Genomic DNA, 20,261 nt, shown 5'->3' with positions numbered 1-20,261 from the left:
GCGCAATCAACCTGTCCGGTGGTGATTTCGCGTGAAGCGACTACTCAGCCGAACGATATTCCATGCGGCAAGTTGGGCGGGACTTGCGCCTGCTTTGCGCATGGCATTTGCCGGCAGGGCCACTATCCTGATGTTCCACGAGATTCAGCCGGATTGGCGCTCGGAGCTGAAGACCGGTGCATCGCCTGATTTCTTTGAATACACCCTGAAGTGGCTGCGCCAGCAGGGATGGGAGATTGTCAGTCTCGATGCTTGTCTCGAGCGGCTGGCGGTGGATCCTGAACCCCGCCGCTATGCGGTGCTTACCTTCGACGACGGCTACAAGGACAACGTCACGACGGCATTGCCGATCCTTGAGCGAAATAACGCGCCCTTCACCGTATATGTTCCAACGGGTGCGGTGAAGCGAACGCTGCAACCGTGGTGGCTGGGCTTGCGCGACCTGTTTCGCTCGAGAGACAGTCTTGCGATCGACGCAATGAACATGCGATTCAGCTGTCGCGATTTTGACGAGAAAGCATCGGCCCTGGAGAAGGTGAGCAACTGGGTCCATGAAGATTACCAACGAGTCGAGATGCTCGCCCCTACGTTCAGCAAGGCCGATCTGTCGCTGGAGGCCTTGAACGACGCCTATTTCATCAACGAGCGGGAGCTTCAGCTCCTGGCACGACACCCCCTGGCTACGATTGGCGGGCATACGGAATCGCATCCAGCGCTCGCGTACCTGAATGCAGCTTCAGCGCGCGCCGAAATGGCGGGTAATCGCACCTATCTGGAGAGACTGCTTCAGCGCCCGGTTCGGCACGTCGCTTTTCCCTACGGCAACTCCAGGGCATGCGGTGATCGAGAACAACATCTCGCGGTGGAGGTCGGTTTTTCGACCGCAGTCACAACCCGGCATGGACAGATATCTGATCGGAAGCTGAATCCTTTTGGGCTCCCCCGCATCGCGGTCGGAGGTCCTTCCGACGGGAGAATTCCGTTCGAGGGGCGAATGAATGGCGTCCAGTCGGCGGTCCAGATGCTGTTCGGTCGCGGCGACTGATATCGTGCATTCCGATCGCGTCGAAGAGTTGAGTGCACGCGAATTCTGGCTCGGGCGCGCGAACTAGGTTGAGCCGCCGGCGATCTCGCGCCCAGGATCGGCGCCCGACACGATCAGGCCTGACTGGCGATTCCTGATATCCAGCGGTGGAAGCCGGATCCGGGTGGGCAGGTCGCGAAATTGTAGCCGATTTTGGGGTTCACCTTCAGGCGATCCAGTGTGCCGAGGTCACTGACCTTCGTGATTGATCCGTCTGCAGCAAGAGCAAACACCGGAAGTCCAAGTGCCTCGAACACATACCTCGTGGTCGCGTGGCTGCGATCCTGGCCATGATCTTCGTAGATGATCAGCGTGTCGCGCTTCAGAGCCTGCCGAGCGCCCTTCAGGGCCGCAACCTCCTGGCCCTCGACGTCGAGCTTGATGACGAGCCGATCGCTGTCGGTCAGCTGCTGGTCCCTTGCCAACGCATCGATCGTTATCGACATGACGGGTTCGGTGTGTGACGGACGGCTGCTCTGCGACGTTACGATGTGCCGGGCCGAATGAGGTCCGTCGTCGGAGAAGAACAGGCTGCGCCCGTCGTACTCGAACAATGCCCTTCGGCAGATCTCGAAGCGCTGATCATTCGCGTCACGGTTCTGCTCGAGAATTGCAAGCGTCTCCCGTGAAGCCTCGACGGCAATCGCGCGCTTGCGACCCAGCATTTCCGACGTGACGAGAACGGACCAGTATCCGATGTTTGCACCGCAATCGAAGAACGTATAGTCGGTATCCTTCAGCCGCAGCAGAAGCGTCGCTATGTCCGGCTCGTAGGTCATGCCGGGCTGGCCGATGAAGAACGCATTCCAATAGACGTCGTTCAGCTCGAAGTACAAGCGGCTACCGTCGGCGAAATGGACGCAAGACAACTGGGAATGCAGAAGCGGCTTGACCGCCCGCATGGCAAGTCCCATACCGCGCCCGGTACTCCGCGCAACAACGGTGTGCAGAAGCCTCACCAGCCCCATGGAAAGCCGGCTTCCTGACACCTCGTAATCGAATGTAGACCGGCCCATCAGGTACCGCCTCCCGCGCGTAAATCCAATTGCAGCAGTCGCGTCCTCGGATGACAGCGAACGCATTCAACTATCTCCCCAATTCATGTACGTGTGTCCCGACTGCCGCGAGCAGGCTGCAGGTCAAGAATGGTGCCGCTGGCTTCTGGCCGTATTGCCTCGCTACGCGGTTCGGATACTCCTCGGCTCGTTGCGCGCCTAACCAACGCGCGGAGCGCCGTGGTGGCGGTGATATCGATCCCTTCCGCCGAATAAATGTAGGCCGCAGTCCACACCCTGGTCGCGATGCCCGCGCAGGAGCCAGCAACCGCTGCTCCTATCGTCCCGAAGGCCCAAGTCGCGCCGACCATGGCTAGGATTCCCGACACCCAAGTGATCACCACGATGTGCATCGCGGCGCGCTGATGGCCTGTCATATTCAGGGCGATGGGGCCGATCCCGAAATATGTCGACACCAGCATGCCGGTTGCCAGGACCATCAGGACGCCGTAGGCGCGGGTGAAAGTCGCTCCGAACGCCATCAACGCGAGGTCGCCACCAAGCGCCAACGTCGCAACGCAGCCGAGCACAGCGACAAACGCAGCCAATGACGCTCCCGACGTGACGCGCGTGATTTCCGCATGACGATTCTCATCGAACAGACGTGCGATGAGGGGCGCCGCGGGAATACAAAAGGTCGCCAGGAAGAAATCAAGAAGGAGCGCGATCCGGCTGGCAGCGTAGTAATATCCTCCGGCTTCCGGGCCGACCATGACCGAGATGACGACGAGGTCGACTGTGCCGCCCATGATGCTCGTGACGCTGGTTACCCAGAACGGTCCCGAAGTGGACACGATGTCGCGAAGCCGGTCATTCGATCGCCCCACCGCCATGGTGAATACCTTACACCCCTCCGCGAGATGCCGCAGGTAGATGTTCTGGGCGGCGATCAACACGATCAGGATTCCAGTCGCAATCAGCAGAACGTCTTCAGCCGGCAGCGGATTGCCAGACGTCGCGAAGAGAACGGCGCCCAACAATATGATGAGAAATCTCCACAGCACATCCTTCGACACGAGTGCGAGATTGACGGAGCCGAGCGCGCGCCCCAGCGAGCTCTGCATTTCGATCAAGGACAACGGCAATATCAGGAGCACGCTCGTGGCATATTGCCAGCCTCCGAATATTCCGTCGCGGCCGTGAGCGGCGACGAACGGAAGGAGGGCGAGTACGGCCACGGCAACGCTGCCCAGACATGCCACGCGAACCCGCTTCGCGACAATCGAGCCGATCTCCGGGTAGTTTTTCCGGGCGGCGATGCTTGGTATTTCCCGCAACACGCGAAATTGCTGACCGATGAGGCCGACCGTCGAGGCGACGAGCGCGAACGTCATCAACGACATGAGCGCACCGTATTCCTCTATGTTCATCATCCGCGCAAAACTTACGCCGAAGAGGAGGGAGACGACGGCGCCCGAGCATCGGTATGCCAAGGCCAGCCATGACTGCCGGAAGACATTGCTGAACATGGTCGCCGGTCCGCCGGACGGTCGAGTAAAGCTCGTCATTGCTCAAGCCAACGTTGGTGGGCGCCACGCGGCGCCCAGTAATTGTGATCGAGCTCTTGCCCGGAATTCCCGGTTCGGCGCACCTCGTGGGCGGAGGAGCGGACTGCGCGGAGGCTGAGCGTTCAAATGTTACACATTGTCAAATCGGCACATTGTCGCAGGGTCGAATATAACCCCACGGCTGCGGAGAGCGTCCGGCCCTTCTGGATTACCCACTCCGGTGGCCGTAACGAGAAACATGCTGCCTTCGTCGCGATGAAGGCGGTTCGCCGACGAGCATTGTTCGACGGGTGATGTACGGGGCGTTTCAATCGAGCTTGCGGTATCGCGATCGGGAGCCAATTCATGCGACTATAAGTCAGGATTGGCCTCCTTGTAGGTGTGTTGTTTCTCGACCTTGAACGAACCATCGAAATGGGGCTTCACGCCGTTCGCCTTGAGTCCCTGGACGACTGCAGTTCCTCCGGATGCGGTGGCTGCAGACCTGCGCGCGGGCGCGCGTTCCCGGTCCGACCTGTCGCGCAGCAATCCTATTCCAATCCCCAGTAGCATGCCGCCGAGGATCGCTGATCCAAGTATCAAACGGGCGTTTGGCGAACTGGCCGTGTAGGGATGAGACACTCCGGTGAGCAGACGAGCCTCGAACACCGGCGCGGATTGCTGCTGCATGGCGTCCATGTAGCGCAACATCCGCAGGAAATTGTCATACGTTCTGGTGGCGGCGTCCGCCGTGGCTTCCAGTTCGCGGAGTTCGTCTTGCGCCGTTCCGGTCGACTGCGACGAGGGTGGACCTGCCCCGGTGGTGTTCGCAGGAGCCGCGATGCCATTCCTGGGCCTGTTGTAATCCGCTACGGCCTTTTTGGCAGTCGACGCCTGGTTGCTCAATTCGTTGACACGTTCCTTGACCCATTTCTCGTTTTGCAGACCCCATTTGTATTTCGCGTCCATTTGCGTCGTGATGTAGGTCTCTACGACGGTGTCCAGGACCTGCGCGGCCCGATCGGGGTCGGCGGAGCTGAAGGCGAGATCGACTATGTAGGTGAGACCGGCGCGCTTCACCGAGAGCTTGCGCGCGAATGCTTCCATCGCATCACGCGTGACGACGTCCGTGTCCTGCCTGCTCCAGCCGAGCAGCCGGGATGTCGACCGACTGAGGTGGTGCAGGGCGCCGCCGGAGAATTCCCGGTCTCCTGCCAAACCGAGCTTCGCGATCGCTGCGCGAGCGACGCTCTCCGACTTCAAGATTGCGACCTGACTTTCGACGGCCGTCGTTGCCGACGCCGTGTCGTTGGAAGAAGTCGTCTTGGCGTCGACGATGAGTTGCGCGGTTGCCGTAAACGTCGGAACTGCGACAACGAGATAGAGCAAGCCGGCGCCAAACATCAAGGAACACGTCAGCAGTATGATCGAGAGGCGGCGGCGCAAGAAGGCGAGAACCTCCGCCACGAATTCGGCCGGCGAGCCAAATTCAGGCGGCATCGCGTCCTGAGGTGCCGAATTGTCAGTTCTGTGAGTTTGCAGCATTGTCTCGAACCTGCAGTTACTGGTGGCCTACCGAAGCCTCCGCCGATCAAACGGGAACGGGATCGACTGCAATGCCCTTGCGATCTTGCTGTACAGACTGCATGCAGCAATCGTCATCGCGCTAGAAGGCATTCCAATAGACCTTTCTGGAGAAGAGGGTCATGACGATGATCTTGAGATCGAGAAGGAATGACCAATTGTCGATGTAATACAGGTCATGCTCGACACGACGTTGCATTTTCTCCAGGGTGTCGGTTTCGCCACGATAGCCGTTGACCTGTGCCCAGCCGGTAATGCCGGGCTTGACGTTGTGGCGGCGGGAAAATGACGAAATCATCCGGGCGAAGCTCTCGTTCTGCGAGGTCGCGTGCGGACGAGGCCCGACGAGTGACATATCGCCGACCAGCACGTTGAAGAGCTGTGGAAGCTCATCGATATTGGTGTGGCGCATGAAGCGTCCCAACCGGGTCACGCGTGGATCGTGTCTGGTCACCTGCTTGAAATTGTCGCCGTCCTCCGTCACGGTCATCGATCTGAATTTCAACACGCGAATAGTCTCGTTGTTGTAGCCGTGCCGCGTCTGACGAAATAGCACCGGCCCGGGGGAATCGAGCTTGATTGCGATTGGAATGATGACGAAGAGGGGACTGATGATGACAAGTCCGGCAATTGCGGCCGCGATGTCGAAGGCTCGTTTGATCGCCCGGTGGAACGGCGTCAGGGGAGACTGGAAGATGCGCATCGTCACCATGTTGCCGAATTGCGTGATGCGCGACACGGCCATGAGGTCGATTGCACCGACCGGGACGACGTGAACGTCGACCGGGAGCTCTGACAGGGCGCCGGCGAGCGCGAGGGCCGCCCGAACATCCGACTCCGAAGTCAGAATGACAATGTCATCCGCTCGCAGGGGCCGGCACTCTGCGATCAGTTCGCGGACATGGGATAGCACTTCGACCGCCCCGAAGTGCTCCGATGCCGAAGAGCCCTTGCGAAAGGTCGGCAACTCGAACGAGCGAATGGTCCGGATTCCGGTGGCGCTTACTCGTGCGGAAAAATCCAGGCAGTGGCTCGGTTCACCTATGAGGATGACGCGCCTGGCGTCGATCAGTCCGGATGCGATGGCAGGCTGCAGCAACGAGAAGCATATTGCCCGCGCGAAGAGCACCATGACGATAACGCTTGCCGCCTGGGCCATCACGGTCGCGCGCGAGTAGCCATCCGAGATCTTGAGAAGAAATATCGTTGAGATGAAGAAGGAGAATACGAAGAAGACGGCGCTGACGCCGCTCCATAGGAAGATGTGGCGGGGCTGCGTCTGGATCCGCGAATACTGCCGGAGCCCAACGGATACGAGCAGTTGCAACGTGGCAATCAGAAGAGATTCCAGGATGTATTTGGGAGTGTCCGGATAGTCGAGCGCAAGGACCAGCCGATAATAGAGGACGGCAGCGGCAAAAGCCCCAACGGCTACGAGGAGGAACTCGGCGCCTGCCGCCAGCACCAGCAAGGCGGCCAATCTGTTCTTGCCAAGGTCAGCCGCAATCGCCTTGCGGCCAGTGACCGAATGCGCCGAACGCTCGGTAGGGGCCGGCGAATTGGTGAAAAACGCATAACTCACCGGTTACTCCCAAGCAGTCCGTCACGCAGTCCGTCCCCCTGACAAAAACATAGCATTCGGGTCAGGAGGCGGATTGGCAATAAATGGGTAGCCGGGAGTAACTACGATGGTCAGTTGAGCCGAGGCGCTGCGGGATTAGATTGTCGATCAATCCGTGAGACCGAGCCATCGAGCACGCCATGCCGCACGCCAAGCTGCGTAATTTCCTCCGTCTTGACAACCGTCGCGGTCAAACAGGCCATTGCGTCAGGTGGGGCCTGGTGGCTGTTGGCCTGACGATTTCCGCGCAGGCGAAAGCCGAATATCGAGTGAGCGTCGGAGATGTTCTGGAGGTCGCGGTAGCCGGCGTGCCGGAGCTGCGGCAGCGCGCGCCCGTCCAGGTCGATGGCAATATCTCTTTGCCGCTGGTCGGGATGGTCCCGGTCGCCGGCCTGCCGTTGCAAGAGATTCGGGCCAAGGTCGGGGCCGCAATGACGAGCAAGGTCTTTCGACAGAGGACCGTGGACGGCCGCGAGGTCGTGGTCGTGATAGATGCAGATCAGGTCACGGCGATCGTTGCGGAGTACAGGCCTGTTTACGTCAACGGGGACGTGTCGAAGCCGGGAGAGTACCCTTATCGTCCGGCGAGCACCGCGCGCCAGCTCATCGCCATGGCGGGTGGCTACGACATCATGCATATCAGGATGAACAACCCGTATCTCGAGTCGGCCGACCTGAGAAGCGAGTATGGTTCGCTTTGGACAGAACTCGCCAAGGAACAGGCGCGTATGTGGCGCATCAAGAGCGAGCTCGGGGAAGGGACGCAGATCAATCCAAGCGCTTCTCTTGCCGACCTGCCGATAGCCCGGTCGGCGGTTTCGGAAATCGTCAATGCGGAAGCCGAATACCTGAAGACGAAGCAGAGCGACTATCAGCAGGAAAAGGCGTACTTGCAGCGCAGCGTTCGGCAGGGAGACGACGAGGTCCGCGTGCTGTCGGAGCAGCAAAAGAAAGATGAAGAGGGACTTCAGTCCGACGTCGAGGACCTTCAGAAAGCGACCGATTTGTTCGGCAAGGGATCGTTGATCAGCCCTCGCGTGACGGATGCGCGTCGCGCGGTTCTGCTGTCGGCGACCCGGAGGCTGCAAACCTCTGCGCAATTGCTCCAGGTCAAGAAATTGCAGGACGAGTACGCCAGACGGTTGGCAAAGCTCGACGATCAGCGGAAGCTTGATCTGTTCCGTGAGCTGCAAGAGACCAGCTTAAAGCTCAATCAGATTCGCGAGAAACTGCAGAGCGTCGGTGAGAAGCTTCAATACACTTCGATGGTTCGATCGCAGCTCGCACGGGGAGCCGGCAGTAAGCCCGATATTGCTATTATTAGAAAGAGCGAGAAAGGACCGGAACGGATTGTCGTGAACGAGGATGCCGAGTTGCAGCCCGGTGACACCATCGAGGTCTCGCTGCGATACCAGGATGGTCCCGACGCGGCACCCCGAAAGCTGAGCAGTTCAAACGTTCCGGTCGTGATAGGCCGGACCGACGTGACCGCGGCAGACTCGCGGAGTGACAGCAGGTGACAAAGCCGGAAGCGGCAGAGTGATCGGAATTGGCACGTCGAGAAGACACGAGCAGCCACGGAGTTTGATGCCGCTTGTCCGTATATTTTTAGCCTATGCGACGGTGTCGCCGCTTAGGCATAGGCATAGGGTAATTCCGCTTGATCTGAACCTTGAATATTTTGTGACTTTTGCCGTTCTCGATCCGCTGTTCCGCTTCGCTGCGATCTGAACTTACAGAAGGGGCAACCTCCTTGTGCGGCTTCGTTGGCATCTTTGGATTTAAAGAATCGCTCGAGACGGCGCGCGGCCGGGCGCTCGAGATGGCCAAAACGGTCAGGCACCGCGGGCCAGACTGGAGCGGCATTTATTCCAGCGACAGCGCAGTGCTCGCGCACGAGCGCCTTTCCATCGTCGACGTGGAGCACGGCGCTCAACCCCTTCTCGACGTGACCGCGGGTCGCGCTTTGGCCGTGAACGGAGAGATCTACAATCATGTCGGTTTGCGCGCGGCGCTGAAGCTGCCGCACGCATGGAAAACGAAGTCCGACTGCGAAATCATCCTGTATCTCTACGACGAGTACGGCCCTGCCGTGTGCAATATGCTGAGTGGAATCTTTGCATTTGCCCTCTTCGATGAGCGCAGTGGCGATTTCTTCGTCGCCCGAGACCACATTGGCATTGTTCCGCTTTACATCGGATGGGGCAGCGACGGCACGACTTACGTCGCGAGCGAAATGAAAGCCCTCGATGGCGTATGCGAGACGATCCGGGAGTTTCCTCCGGGACATCATTACAGCGCCAAGGCCGGAAAGTTCGTCAAGTGGTATGATCCACAGTGGGCACATACTCTTCCAAGCAGGAAGGTGTCGCTGCAGGAGCTCCGATCTTCGCTCGAAGCTGCGGTCAAGCAGCAGATGATGTGCGATGTGCCTTACGGGGTGCTTATTTCCGGCGGGCTCGACTCGTCGCTTATCGCGGCGCTCGCGGCGCGCCACCGCTTCAAGCGGATCGAGTCGGGAGAAACCGAAGAGGCATGGTGGCCGAGGCTGCACTCGTTCTCGGTCGGCCTCGAAAACTCACCTGACATGAAGCATGCGCGAGACGTGGCAGCTCACATCGGCACGGTCCATCACGAGATTGTTTTTACCGTGCAGGAAGGATTGGACGCATTGCCGGACGTGATCCGGCACCTGGAGACCTTTGACGTCACCACCATTCGTGCCGGCACGCCGATGTATCTCATGGCGCGCAAAATCAAATCAATGGGCATCAAAATGGTGTTGTCCGGAGAAGGCGCTGACGAGGTATTCGGCGGCTATCTCTACTTCCACATGGCGCCGTCAGCAGAAGAATTCCACGACGAGACTGTCCGAAAGATCTTTGCGCTCAGCAAGTATGATTGCTGTCGCGCGAACAAGGCAATGGCGGCGTGGGGGGTCGAAGCCCGTGTGCCTTTCCTGGACAAGGAATTTCTGGACTACGCAATGTCGATAAACCCCGCCGAGAAGATGTGCCCTGGCGAGAAAATCGAGAAGGGCATATTGCGGGAAGCATTTACCGATCTGTTGCCGCAAGCGATCTTGTGGCGTCAAAAGGAGCAGTTTTCCGACGGGGTAGGGTACAGCTGGATTGAAAGCTTGAAGCATCAAGCCGAGAATAAAGTCTCGGATCAGATGCTCGCAGAGGCGAGCAAGCGCTTTCCGCGGCAAACGCCGACGTCCAAAGAGGGATATTTCTACAGGACCATCTTTGATGGCATTTTCAACAACCCGACAGCCTGCCTGACTGTGCCCGTCGGTCCTTCGATCGCATGCTCCACGCCGACCGCGTTTCTTTGGTCTCAGCAATTTGCGAGCATGAATGACCCATCCGGAAGGGCAGTGAAAGGGATCCACGTTCAGGCCATTGATCATGTTCGGTCAGTTGAAAACCTCAACAGTTCGAAGGCCCCATCGGGCGGACGGGTTGCAGCGGCGGAGTGAAATCGTCCTTCAAGTGAATTTCGGATTCCACACAGCGTCTTCGGCGGCAATGACGCCTGCCCGATTTCGTGGGTGAATCCGGCGCGCCGTATGCTGCGTCGGTCGCCGCGACCCGGCCCGGATGCCGAGACCATTCAAAGCCCGGCCCGCCGCGCGAAGCGCCGGCACTTGGCCTTTCTGCAAGCAACGCCAGAGCGACGCCTCAACGCCGCGTCAGGATCATGACATCGATGCGACCACCTCAAGCATCACTTCGGTCGCGCCGCCGGCGATCGAAAGGACGCGGGCGTCACGCGCGACGCGCTCGATCGCGCTCTCGCGCATGACGCCCATGGCGCCGTGGAACTGCACGCAATCATACGCGACCTCGTTGACGAGTTCGCCGCAGATGGCCTTCAACATCGAGATCTCGCGCAGGCAATCGTCATCGGCCGCCATGCGCCAAGCGGTGGCATAGAGAAACCCGCGGCTTGACTCGACTTTCGCAGACAGCATCGCGAGCCGCTGACGGATCGCCTGCATGTCCCAAAGGACGCCCCCGAATGCCCGGCGGGTTTTCACGTAGGTGAGGGTCATGTCGATCGCTGCCTCGGCCATCCCTATCGCCATGGCGGCGAGGACAAGGCGTTCGTTCTGCAAGTTGCGCATGATGGAGTAGAAGCCTTGTCCCTCCGCGCCCAGCACGTTCTCGGCGGGGATGCGGCAGCCGTCGAAGACAAGTTCCGCCGTGTCGGAGGAGCGCCAGCCGAGCTTGTCCAGCTCGCGCGCGACGCTGAAGCCTGGCGTTCCCTTCTCGACGAGGAACATCGTGATCCCGTTGCTCCCGGCCGAGGGATCAGTCTTGGCCGCGACGCAGTAGAGATCCGCGTGGACGCCGTTTGTGATATAGAGCTTGGTGCCGTCGAGCACGTAAGAGTCGCCGTCCCGCACCGCGCGCGTGCGGATGGCTTTCACGTCCGAGCCCGCATCCGGCTCCGTGATCGCGATCGCGGTGATCACCTCGCCGCTGATAATGCCCGGCATCCAGCGCGCCCGCTGGGCTTTGGTCCCGTCGTGAAAGACGTACGAGGAAGCCATGTCGGCATGGACGAGCATCGCGTCGGCGGCGCCGCCATAGGTCGAGCGCCCGAGCTCCTCGGCGAAGACCGTTGATGCGACAGAGTCCATTTCGGCGCCACCATACTCAGCCGGGTAGCGGATGCCGAAGAAGCCGAGTTCGCCCATGCGGCGCAGGATCGAACGGGGAATGAACCCGTTCTCTTCCCAGTGATCCGCGCAGGGCTTGATTTCCTCCTTGACGAACCGGCGGACCTGGTCCCGCAAGAGCTCATACTCCGCCGCCATCCAGGGCAGCTCCGGCTCTCGTGACGCCTTCCAAGCTTTGTCCATCATCTTCATCCGATCTGCTACGAGCCTGACTCAAAGGCTCCTGTCCCGCCCAAGACCAGGCGGAGACCTTCCGGCTAGAGTTCGACCTCCTCTCTCGGTCCCTCCGAGAGGGAAGGGGCATTGGAATCGGCCACCCAGCGCATTCCGTCGATGACTTCCGCCAGTTCGGCCAGTGTCGGCCGCTCAAAGAGGTTGCGAAGCTGCACGTCAACGCCGAAGATCTTTCGCATGCGCGACACCGCCCGCACCACCAGGAGCGACTCCCCGCCCAGCTCGAAGAAGTTGTCGTGGCGTCCGATCGACTCGAGCTTCAGGAGTTGACACCATAGAGCGGCCAGCGCCTTCTCGGTCTCTGTCGAGGGGGCGGCGAAGACCTGCGCCGGCTGGATGTTTTCCGCCGTCGGCTCGGGAAGCGATGAGCGGTCGATCTTGCCGTTGGGCGTGAGCGGCATCCGCTCGAGGCGAACGTAGTGCGTCGGAATCATGGACTCCAGCAGTTCTTCGGCGAGGTGCGCGCGCAGGTCCGCCACGGTCAGGGGTTTCGACGCAACATAGTAGGCCACAAGTCGTGCGATGCCGTCTTCGGGCGTCGACGGTTCGCCATGGCCGATTTGGGCCGTTTTTTGTGTCGCTCCTTTCGTCATCGAGGTGACGACGGCGCATTCGTGAACGTCCGGGTGCTTGAGAAGCCGTGCTTCGATCTCGCCGAGCTCGATACGGGTGCCGCCGACCTTCACCTGATGATCGGCGCGGCCGAGAAATTCCAGGCGTCCTTCCGAGTTCCAGCGGGCGAGATCGCCCGTTTTATAGAGCCGCAGCTTCGAGCGCCCATCTCGGGGATCGGCGACCGTGCGGAAGCGCTCGTCGGTCAGATCGGGGCGATTGAAATAGCCTCTCGCGAGACCGTCGCCGGCAATGAACATCTCACCGATGATTCCGGGGCCGGTGGGCTGATATTCTTTGCTGAGGACGTAGATTCCCGCATTCGCGGCCGGAATGCCGATCGGCACCGATGCGGATTGATCCCGGTCGGTATCGAAGCGGTGAATCATGCAGCCCACCGTGGCTTCGGTTGGTCCATACTCGTTGTAGATCTCGATAGGATGGGGAATAGCGTTGGTGATATCGCGCGCCAGCGCGGCCTTGAAGTCCTCACCGCCCACGATGAATTTGCGCAGTCTTGTGGTCTCTAGATTGCGGTCGCGGATCATCGCGAGATGCGCCGGCGTCAGCTTGATGATATCCACTGCATTGTCGTCGATCACCTTCAGCACGACCATGCTCTGCACTCCGGGATCGCCAAGATAGACCACGATGCGGCCGCCGGTGATGAGTGGCGTAAAGAGCGTTGTGACGGTCAGGTCAAATGCGAGAGATGAGAAAAGGGGCCATGCGAGGCTTTCGTCGGAACTGTACACCTGGGCGGCCCACCAGATGTAGTTCACCAGGCTTCGGTGCTCGATCTCGACGCCCTTGGGAGCGCCGGTCGAGCCGGAGGTGAAGATGATATAGGCGGCGCCGTCCGGCGTGGCAGCGGACGGTCGAGCCGAGGCCGGTTGATTCGAGATCGAATCGAGATCGGCGTCGAGTACGAAAATGTCGGCAAGGTTCGAGGCAATGCCCGAACGCAGGCGCGACTGGGTGATCGCCACGGGGGCCCGCCCGTCGGTCCCGTTGGAAATGTCTTGCAGGATTGTTGTGATACGCCCCTTCGGCGTTGCCGCATCCACCGGCACATAGGCTGCGCCGGACTTCAGGACGCCCAGGATCGCAACGACGACTTCAATGGAGTGCTCCATGAAGACAACGGCAATCCGGCCCGGGCCCACGCCGATCGAGCTCAAATACGCGGCCATCTGGTTGGAGCGTTCGTCGAGCTGCCGGTAGGTCAGCGTCGCATCGCCAAAGCGGATCGCTTCGGCGTCAGGATTACGCGTCGCCTGGTCGCGGAAGAGATCGATGATCGTCCTGTCCGACGGATAGCGTGCCGCCGTGGCGTTGTAATCGACAACCAGCGCCTGATGATCGGAATCCTTCAGCAGGGGAAGCGCTACGCCCTCCGGCGCGATAGGTAGGACTTCGTTCATGAAATACGCTCCCGTCGGGAAAACCAAAAAAGAAAATCACGTCAATCGTTCTGCTTCTGGGTAGCCTGGCGATAGAGGTCTGCGATGGCAGGTGCGTCAGGTTCCATCAGCATCGAGGCTTCGTTGCAGTCATCGGGCCCGAAGTAAAATTCGGCATGCGGCACTACTTGTAGCCATCGGTGTGGCGCGGCGCCCGATCGCAGCCAGGCTTTGTTGGGAAGGATGATGCAAACCCGACCGGAATACGGAGTGGGAGTGTAGCGCTGAAAGGCCGCGATCGCCGTGGATTTGAGCAGAGCCCTGCTCGCCAATACCGGGTCTGTCGCGACAGGCTCATTGCTCTTGCCAACGAGGGGTACGAGGGCGCGGACGTGCTCGCGCAGGCGACTGCCGAAATATCGGAGACGGGCGCCGAATGTCGGCAGCTTCGCTGTCTCATGCAGGAACGATTCCGCCTTGCCCCTGGCAATGAAATACAGCCGGCGCGGCCATTCCCCATAGGTGGTGGGGTGAAGCGGGCCAAACAGCGCAACGCATGAGACCTCGGACTCGCGCTGTCCCAGGATTCTCGCCAGTTCAAAAGCTGTTGGAGCGCCCGAGCAATAGCCGACGATGATGTACGGACCGGTCGGCTGATATTCGACGATCTGGCGGGCGAAGTACTCGGCGATATCTTCGACGCGATCCATCGGCTCGCTCTGCCCATCGAAGCCAGGCGGTTGGAGGGCGTAGAACGGTTGATCGACGCCCAGGTGCTTCGAGAGGTCCAGGAATGAGGACGGTGCCCCGACATGACCGGGTACGGCGTAAATGGGCGTGCGTGTGCCGCGAGACTGCAACGGAACAATTGCAGACGGTTGCTTGGCCGCGGCCGTGGCCATGTTCAGAAACGCGATGATCTCGCCCTTCCGCCCCTGCAACTGATCGCGAAGCTCCGCCGTCAGCGCGCCGGCCGGGGCGTTGCAGCGCAGCCGGTCGCCATCCACCCAGACCTTGATGTCCTTGACCGCGAGGTCTGCGAGCAGCTCCGAGAACTGCATCACGTGCGCTGACATCGGGCTTTTCATCGATGAAGCTGACATTTCCTGTTCCGTGCGCCATCGCGGTGACTTCGACTCCGGATGACAGTTCATTTCCGGACGACCACGCTCCCAACATATCCAGGTTGCGGTACGAAGCTTCGGACAGCCCAATCCCTTTCATCCCAGGAAATCGGCTGTCCCAAGCCACACCCCAGCGCCTTGGAGACAGCCTCCAGCCGGGTCCAACGCTGGAGGAAGCCTTCCAGCCGGTCTTCCGGATCGAGGGCGGCGTAGGACTCGTATTCGGAGGTGGAAAGGCAGAGCGCTGCGATCTCGTCCGCTTCGGGCACAGGGAGGATTGCCTCGATGTCCACGCCGACCTCTTGCCTGATCGAGAGGGCGATGACCGCTACTTCTCCAGATCGCGAGACGCTGAAGCGCACGTCGCGGGCGGGCATGCGGCGGGAGAGGTGGGGTTTGCCCAGCCGTCCATATTCCAGCTCGATCTCTGAAGGCGAAATTCCCAGTCTGGAAGCGAGGACCTGGCGCAGCTGCCCGCGGCTAACAATGAAGCGGCGGCGATCGCGCTCCAATCTCAATCCCGCGGCGCGCCGATGTTCTTCCTCGTTGAGGCAAGCGCTTAGCTCCCGGATGACGTCCTGCTCCACATGGAGCATGAATGCCAGGAGCTCCAGACCATCATGCTCGAGAACCGGCGTGATGACCCCGGGTCTCAGCTCAACTGCTTTGTCCAAAAAGCTCAAAGGGGCGGTGCCGGCTCCGCGAGCCCCACGTTCAAGTTTGTGATAGCCTCGCCCGTCAAAGGAACGACTATTTTCCCACTCGCTCTGTTCACAGGCACCTGTGCGAAAAGCCATCACAACTTGCTTTCTATTAGCCTCGATCCGGATTGCCGCCGGTAGGTTGCGAACGGTATTGCGATGGGCATTCGAGCGGACTGCTGATTGAAATTTTAATCGCGCACCGCCATGGCTCAATGGACCATCGTAATTACCCATTTTTTGCCAGTTCCCGTCCGGTGCCCCGGATCGGACTGCTTGAGTTGAGTGACCTGGTGGCAAAGTGCCGCGTCCTTCCGCCAAAAGCGCAAGCGGGGGAATATTCCTGGGGGAATCGGACCGCTAAACGGTCAATGGATGCAGTCCAGGCGTCAGCCTGCCCCGGCCGGCAGTCAGAGGGGGAGAAGCACCGACATGGCCACATCGCTGACCTGGACATTGGTTCTCGCCAAGGAGCCCAAACCGATCGACTAGGAGCCAGCCCCGAATACGGAATACAGAGCCGCGGTCTTTTTTGGAAGATTCGTGGCAATGGTCCGTAGCATCCGCTTGGCACTGCGGAGCTTGGCCTCGATGTGGCGCTCTGGACTGTCTCTGCCGACAGCGATCCACGTCATGGCCTGCTCCCTGTTGGCCAGATGGGACTTGTGCCCGCCGCCACCGGCCAGGAAGTCGTAGCCACTTTCCCCGCGTGCAATGCTGTCCTCAATAGCCAGCACATGGCTGACGAGCCCGGGCTTGAGCCGGCTATCGCTCTCATAGAGAAAGCCGCTCTGGTAGTTCAGGACCCGGCCGTCGTGCACGAAATTGTACACGACCCCAATTGTCTCGTTCCCAACCAGCGTCCGTGAGATGCGAATGGCCCCCGTCGGGACTCCGCGCGCAATCAGCTCCTCGTGAAACGGACGGAAGCCGGGATTGGCGAAGGCTCCCCTGCGTCCCCATCGCGACCGATGAAAGTCGCCCAGCAATTCGAATGCGGCGAGGGCCTCCGTCGTCGTTTCCATGATCCGGAGTTCAACGGGGCCGCGTTCGGCATACAACCGCATGGCGCGATTCACGGCCTGGCGTGTGCTGCGGCCCAATGTGGCGCGATAATCCCCCCCGCGCTGGCGGACCGGGGCAAAATCAACCCACAATGCCGCATCAGCCTTTTTCACCTCGGTCACGAGCCCGGCCCGGCCTGCGGCGCGACTGGCCGTCGCCTCAAGGTCCGGATCAATTCCGGAGAGCACCAACTGATCCGAGCGGTGCAAGCGGGACGTCAACGCATTGAGGCCTGCCGATATGATGGCATCGGATTGCTCTGCAAGAATACCGTTGTACTCGATGAACAATCGGTCGAAGCGAGTATCTCCCGTTTCATTGAGCAGCCAGCGCGTCCGCGCATGCGGCCCGAGACTCCACGCCCTCCGCCGGCAAATAATCGCCAGGCCAACGATCTTGCCTGATGACCGAGCCACGAGGACGTGCGGTCGCGCGCCATCCGGGATATGCCGCAGCCAAGTGCCGATCCAGAGCCAGGACAGGAAGAACGAGTGAGTCACTCGCGCTTCGAGCTCCTTCCATGAGGTTTCAAGCCAGGCGATGCTTTCCAGGGCATCCAGGCTGACATCGGTGACCGTCTCAGGCATGCTTTCCCGTTCCAACGCCGGAGGGCTGAATGCGCGATGTGACGGGAATACCGAAGGATCGAGCTGCAGTGTTCGCGCAAGATCCGATGATGGATGGCTCGTCACGCGCGGATATCCCTCTGGCAGACACGTCCTGGTTGGGCGTCTCTGACCGTTGTCTCGGCGGAGGCCGATGACGGCAACTATATCCGGAATTCGATCGAGGCGCGGACCCTTTCTGATTACCCACGGTAGCTGCTTGTGCCAGCGCAGCAACTGTGCCGAGGTGAAGCTGTGATCGACCGGGTTCGAGGCTGGTGCAGCGCGCTCCGGCCTTCGGCGTCCGACGGCCTCGATGCTCCGCCCGCTCATCGGGGCGTGTCATGGCTGACGTCCGATTTCTCACGTGGCGCTCGATCCCGAGGCGAGTTTTTCAAATCTCCGCCGCAGGTGATCCACGAGCAGTTCCGCACCGATCAACAGGCAGCCAGGATGTCCGCCAGGCACCTGTATCAATTCCAGTTGAGGGCTGAGACGCCGCCACGCTCGGCCATCGTGGTCGGCCGCGTAAAAGGCCACCGGGATCTCGAGCGGCGCCGGACAATACCGCGCCATTGCGATTGAATGAGCGTCCCACAACGCCGTTGGAATTGCGACTTTGGCGATCGCAGGCTGTTCGTTCGCCGGGAGCTTCAGGTATCGCTCCAGTCTCACCATTTGCTCGAAGGTCCAACGCAAGAGATAAGGCGAAACCAGCGGCTTCAGCAGCCCCAGGATCGCCCGTGGCATTGGACGGGCACTGACGGTCGGCGGGTCCACCATCGTAACCAAATCAACCGTGTGGCCGGCAGCCATCAGCTGGCGGGCCACTTCGAACGCCACCATGGCGCCATTGCACTTGCCGCCCAGAAGAAAGGGACCGCTCGCTTGCCTTGCCAGGATGAACGGCAGGCGGTCGGCGGCCATCGCCTCGATCGAGCCCGGAATCGGCTCGCCATGAAGACCGTGGGGATTGATCGAGATGATCGGATAATCCGGCCCCAGAAGCTCTACCACCCGCCGCACACTCGCGTGGCCGCTGACAAGGTCGCCGTTGAAAAAGTACAGCGGAGACCGCGTGCCAGGCGCATGGGGCTGGAAGAACGGCGTCGTCCACGTGTCCGTTGGTGCGGAAACCCTTGCGGCAAATTGCCGGACGGTTTCTGCCCCGAACATGATGGTTTCCGGCACGGGATAGCCGACGAGCCGCTCGACCTCGACCAGCATCTCCATCGCGAGAAGGGAGTCTCCGCCGCTGGCAAAAAAATCATCGTCGACGGTCACGACCTCGTTCTTGAGCAGCCTGCGCCAGAGGGTCAGCAACTCGGCTTCCAAATTCAACGGCCCGTTCGCGACGGGCGCCGGCACCGTCGCCTGGTGCCCCCGTGGCCGGTCGACCAGCTCGCGCAGACGTCGCCGCTGAACCTTTCCCGTCACCCCCTTCGGCAGATGGTCGAGCGTCAGAATGCGTCTCGGAATCTTGAACGAGGCCAGCTCGCGTTGAAGGAACAGGCGAAGCTCCGCAGCGCTCGCCTGCGCGCCGCGATGAGGGACGATGGCGACTGCGACGTCCTCGCCCAGGCGCGGATGCGAGATCGCGAAGGCCGCAGCTTCGGCGATGGCCGAATGTCGCAATAGCGCGGCCTCGATCTCGGCGGGAGAAATCTTCTCACCACCGCGATTGATCAGCTCGCTCAGGCGGCCGTGCAGCGAAAGGAAGCCGTCTTCGTCGAGGCTGCCGATATCGCCGGTGCGAAACCAACCCTTCGTGAAAGCGGCTTGATTGAGTTCCGGCGCATCGAGATAGCCCGACGTCACGGTCGGTCCACGAATCCAGATCTCTCCGCGCTCGCCGGCTGCCAGGGGATGTCCATCCTCGCCAACGATGGCCACGGTATCGGGCCAGGGTCTTCCGCAGGTGCCCGGCCTGTTCGGACCGGGCGGCAGCTGGTTGGCGGCGATCTGGGCCGCCTCGCTGGAGCCGTAATGCTCGAGCACCGGCACGCAGAGAGCGTGTTGCAGGCCGTCCTGCACGGCCCTCGCGAGCGGCGCGCCGCCCGACATCGCGAACCGCAAAGTGTGCGCCGGGTGTGCATTCTCGAGGCTTTGTGCCTTGTCCAGCACCGTGGCGTGAAGCGTCGGGCCTGCCGAGTACCAGGTCGGCCGCAAGACATCGAACCACTCATCGAGTGCGACGACGGCACTGTTCGCCGGGATGGCAATGCTGCCTCGCGTCAGCAACGGCGTGAAGACCGTCACTTTGAGCCCATGGGAATAGTAGGGGGGCGACACGCTCAGGCATCGGTCCCGGGACGTGAGGCCGAACCAGGCCTGAAGGCGTTCGGCCGCCGCCAGCATATTGTCATGGCTGAACGGAATGAGCTTCGGCTGCGCGGTCGTGCCCGACGTCTGCAGAATGAAGGCGGGGGAGCGCGGATCCGGCTCGGCGTCGATGGCAGGTGAGCCGGCAACTTGCACGGCGATCTCGAGTCCAAGCTGGCCCTGTCCGACCGGAGCGGCTTCTATGATGGCAAGCGTTCTGCGTGCTGCGGCCTGGCGAGCTTCAGGGGCACTGCCCTGCAGCACAACGAGGGCGCTCAAGTTGAGCATGTCGAGGCGCTGCTCGATTTCAGGCAGGGAGAGGCGTGGGTCGAGGGGCACCGCGACGCTACAGCAGGCGACTGCCACGATGGCGAGAACCGCCTCCGGGCCGTTCGGCATCAAGACCCCGATCCGGGTATTGCAATCGAAACCGGCCAAGCGCAGCCGCCGGCGGATTGCCTTCAACTGGCGTTCAAGACCGTTGTATGTCAGAGGCTCGAAAGCGCTCGAGACGATCGCCGGCTGGTTCGGAAACCGACTGGCAGTTCGACCTATGACCTGGCTTATTGTGAGCCGGGCTTCCGACTCCCCATGGTCGCGAGCGTGGAAGCTCTCGGAACACATGGTGGCGCCAGGCGTCTCGTTGTCCAGAAGCATTCCGTCCTACCTTGAAC

13 protein-coding genes are annotated in these 20,261 nt (G+C 60.9%); 3 read left to right on the top strand and 10 right to left on the bottom strand.

The window, feature by feature from the left end:
* Positions 1-31: 31 nt before the first annotated feature.
* Positions 32-1,045, top strand: coding sequence for a polysaccharide deacetylase family protein (locus ACVI1L_RS11520; protein ID WP_229157725.1), 1,014 nt, complete (start codon positions 32-34; stop codon positions 1,043-1,045).
* A gap of 113 nt (positions 1,046-1,158) precedes the next feature.
* Here ACVI1L_RS11520 and ACVI1L_RS11515 read toward each other — a convergent pair whose 3' ends face one another.
* The 4 genes from ACVI1L_RS11515 to ACVI1L_RS11500 all read right to left on the bottom strand — a co-directional run bounded on the left by ACVI1L_RS11515 (position 1,159) and on the right by ACVI1L_RS11500 (position 6,792).
* Positions 1,159-2,166 carry an FkbM family methyltransferase gene (locus ACVI1L_RS11515; protein WP_229189970.1) on the bottom strand — a complete coding sequence of 336 codons (1,008 nt, stop codon included), beginning with the start codon at positions 2,164-2,166 and terminating at the stop codon, positions 1,159-1,161.
* A 17-nt stretch (positions 2,167-2,183) separates the two neighbouring features.
* The gene (locus tag ACVI1L_RS11510; RefSeq protein ID WP_456782913.1) at positions 2,184-3,608 is read right to left on the bottom strand and encodes an oligosaccharide flippase family protein; all 1,425 of its coding nucleotides are present in this window, start codon (positions 3,606-3,608) and stop codon (positions 2,184-2,186) included.
* A gap of 390 nt (positions 3,609-3,998) precedes the next feature.
* Positions 3,999-5,171: a Wzz/FepE/Etk N-terminal domain-containing protein gene (locus ACVI1L_RS11505; RefSeq protein WP_456782912.1), complete on the bottom strand. Its 1,173-nt coding sequence runs from the start codon at positions 5,169-5,171 to the stop codon at positions 3,999-4,001.
* A 121-nt stretch (positions 5,172-5,292) separates the two neighbouring features.
* Complete coding sequence (locus tag ACVI1L_RS11500; RefSeq protein WP_316395478.1) at positions 5,293-6,792, bottom strand: undecaprenyl-phosphate glucose phosphotransferase; 1,500 nt, start codon at positions 6,790-6,792, stop codon at positions 5,293-5,295.
* A gap of 179 nt (positions 6,793-6,971) precedes the next feature.
* Between ACVI1L_RS11500 and ACVI1L_RS11495 the strand changes: the two genes are divergently transcribed.
* Both ACVI1L_RS11495 and asnB read left to right on the top strand, forming a co-directional pair.
* Positions 6,972-8,351, top strand: coding sequence for a polysaccharide biosynthesis/export family protein (locus tag ACVI1L_RS11495; RefSeq protein ID WP_456782911.1), 1,380 nt, complete (start codon positions 6,972-6,974; stop codon positions 8,349-8,351).
* A gap of 233 nt (positions 8,352-8,584) precedes the next feature.
* Entirely contained in the window at positions 8,585-10,315 is a 1,731-nt protein-coding gene (asnB, locus tag ACVI1L_RS11490) for an asparagine synthase B (RefSeq protein WP_456782910.1), read from the top strand.
* 219 nt (positions 10,316-10,534) lie between these two features.
* On the opposite strand, the gene ACVI1L_RS11485 is transcribed toward asnB, so the two are convergent.
* The 6 genes from ACVI1L_RS11485 to ACVI1L_RS11460 all read right to left on the bottom strand — a co-directional run bounded on the left by ACVI1L_RS11485 (position 10,535) and on the right by ACVI1L_RS11460 (position 20,244).
* Positions 10,535-11,659 (bottom strand): acyl-CoA dehydrogenase family protein, encoded by a 1,125-nt coding sequence (locus ACVI1L_RS11485; RefSeq protein WP_456782909.1) that lies wholly within the window; start codon positions 11,657-11,659, stop codon positions 10,535-10,537.
* 119 nt (positions 11,660-11,778) lie between these two features.
* A complete protein-coding gene (locus ACVI1L_RS11480; protein ID WP_456782908.1) occupies positions 11,779-13,791 on the bottom strand; it encodes a non-ribosomal peptide synthetase in 2,013 nt (670 codons plus the stop codon).
* Positions 13,792-13,832: 41 nt separating this feature from the next.
* On the bottom strand, positions 13,833-14,873 hold the full coding sequence (locus ACVI1L_RS11475; RefSeq protein WP_456782907.1) for a thioesterase domain-containing protein: 1,041 nt from the start codon (positions 14,871-14,873) through the stop codon (positions 13,833-13,835).
* Positions 14,874-14,920: 47 nt separating this feature from the next.
* Complete coding sequence (locus ACVI1L_RS11470; protein WP_456782906.1) at positions 14,921-15,832, bottom strand: 4'-phosphopantetheinyl transferase family protein; 912 nt, start codon at positions 15,830-15,832, stop codon at positions 14,921-14,923.
* Positions 15,833-16,083: 251 nt separating this feature from the next.
* Entirely contained in the window at positions 16,084-17,247 is a 1,164-nt protein-coding gene (locus ACVI1L_RS11465; protein WP_456782905.1) for a GNAT family N-acetyltransferase, read from the bottom strand.
* 381 nt (positions 17,248-17,628) lie between these two features.
* A complete protein-coding gene (locus tag ACVI1L_RS11460) occupies positions 17,629-20,244 on the bottom strand; it encodes an AMP-binding protein (RefSeq protein WP_456782904.1) in 2,616 nt (871 codons plus the stop codon).
* Positions 20,245-20,261: the final 17 nt, after the last annotated feature.

Source organism: Bradyrhizobium sp. USDA 4516 (assembly GCF_054055915.1).
The sequence above is the reverse complement of the archived record's forward strand: the minus strand, read 5'-3'. Positions and strand labels throughout refer to the sequence as shown.

Bases quoted from the DNA above. Each gene is read 5' to 3' on its own strand.
- ACVI1L_RS11515 (WP_229189970.1), bottom strand. From the start codon at position 2,166: ATGCGTTCGCTGTCATCCGAGGACGCGACTGCTGCAATTGGATTTACG.
- ACVI1L_RS11510 (WP_456782913.1), bottom strand. From the start codon at position 3,608: ATGTTCAGCAATGTCTTCCGGCAGTCATGGCTGGCCTTGGCATACCGA.
- ACVI1L_RS11505 (WP_456782912.1), bottom strand. From the start codon at position 5,171: ATGCTGCAAACTCACAGAACTGACAATTCGGCACCTCAGGACGCGATG.
- ACVI1L_RS11495 (WP_456782911.1), top strand. From the start codon at position 6,972: ATGCCGCACGCCAAGCTGCGTAATTTCCTCCGTCTTGACAACCGTCGC.
- ACVI1L_RS11485 (WP_456782909.1), bottom strand. From the start codon at position 11,659: ATGGCGGCGGAGTATGAGCTCTTGCGGGACCAGGTCCGCCGGTTCGTC.
- ACVI1L_RS11480 (WP_456782908.1), bottom strand. From the start codon at position 13,791: ATGAACGAAGTCCTACCTATCGCGCCGGAGGGCGTAGCGCTTCCCCTG.
- ACVI1L_RS11475 (WP_456782907.1), bottom strand. From the start codon at position 14,873: ATGTCAGCTTCATCGATGAAAAGCCCGATGTCAGCGCACGTGATGCAG.
- ACVI1L_RS11470 (WP_456782906.1), bottom strand. From the start codon at position 15,832: ATGGGTAATTACGATGGTCCATTGAGCCATGGCGGTGCGCGATTAAAA.
- ACVI1L_RS11465 (WP_456782905.1), bottom strand. From the start codon at position 17,247: ATGCCTGAGACGGTCACCGATGTCAGCCTGGATGCCCTGGAAAGCATC.
- ACVI1L_RS11460 (WP_456782904.1), bottom strand. From the start codon at position 20,244: ATGCTTCTGGACAACGAGACGCCTGGCGCCACCATGTGTTCCGAGAGC.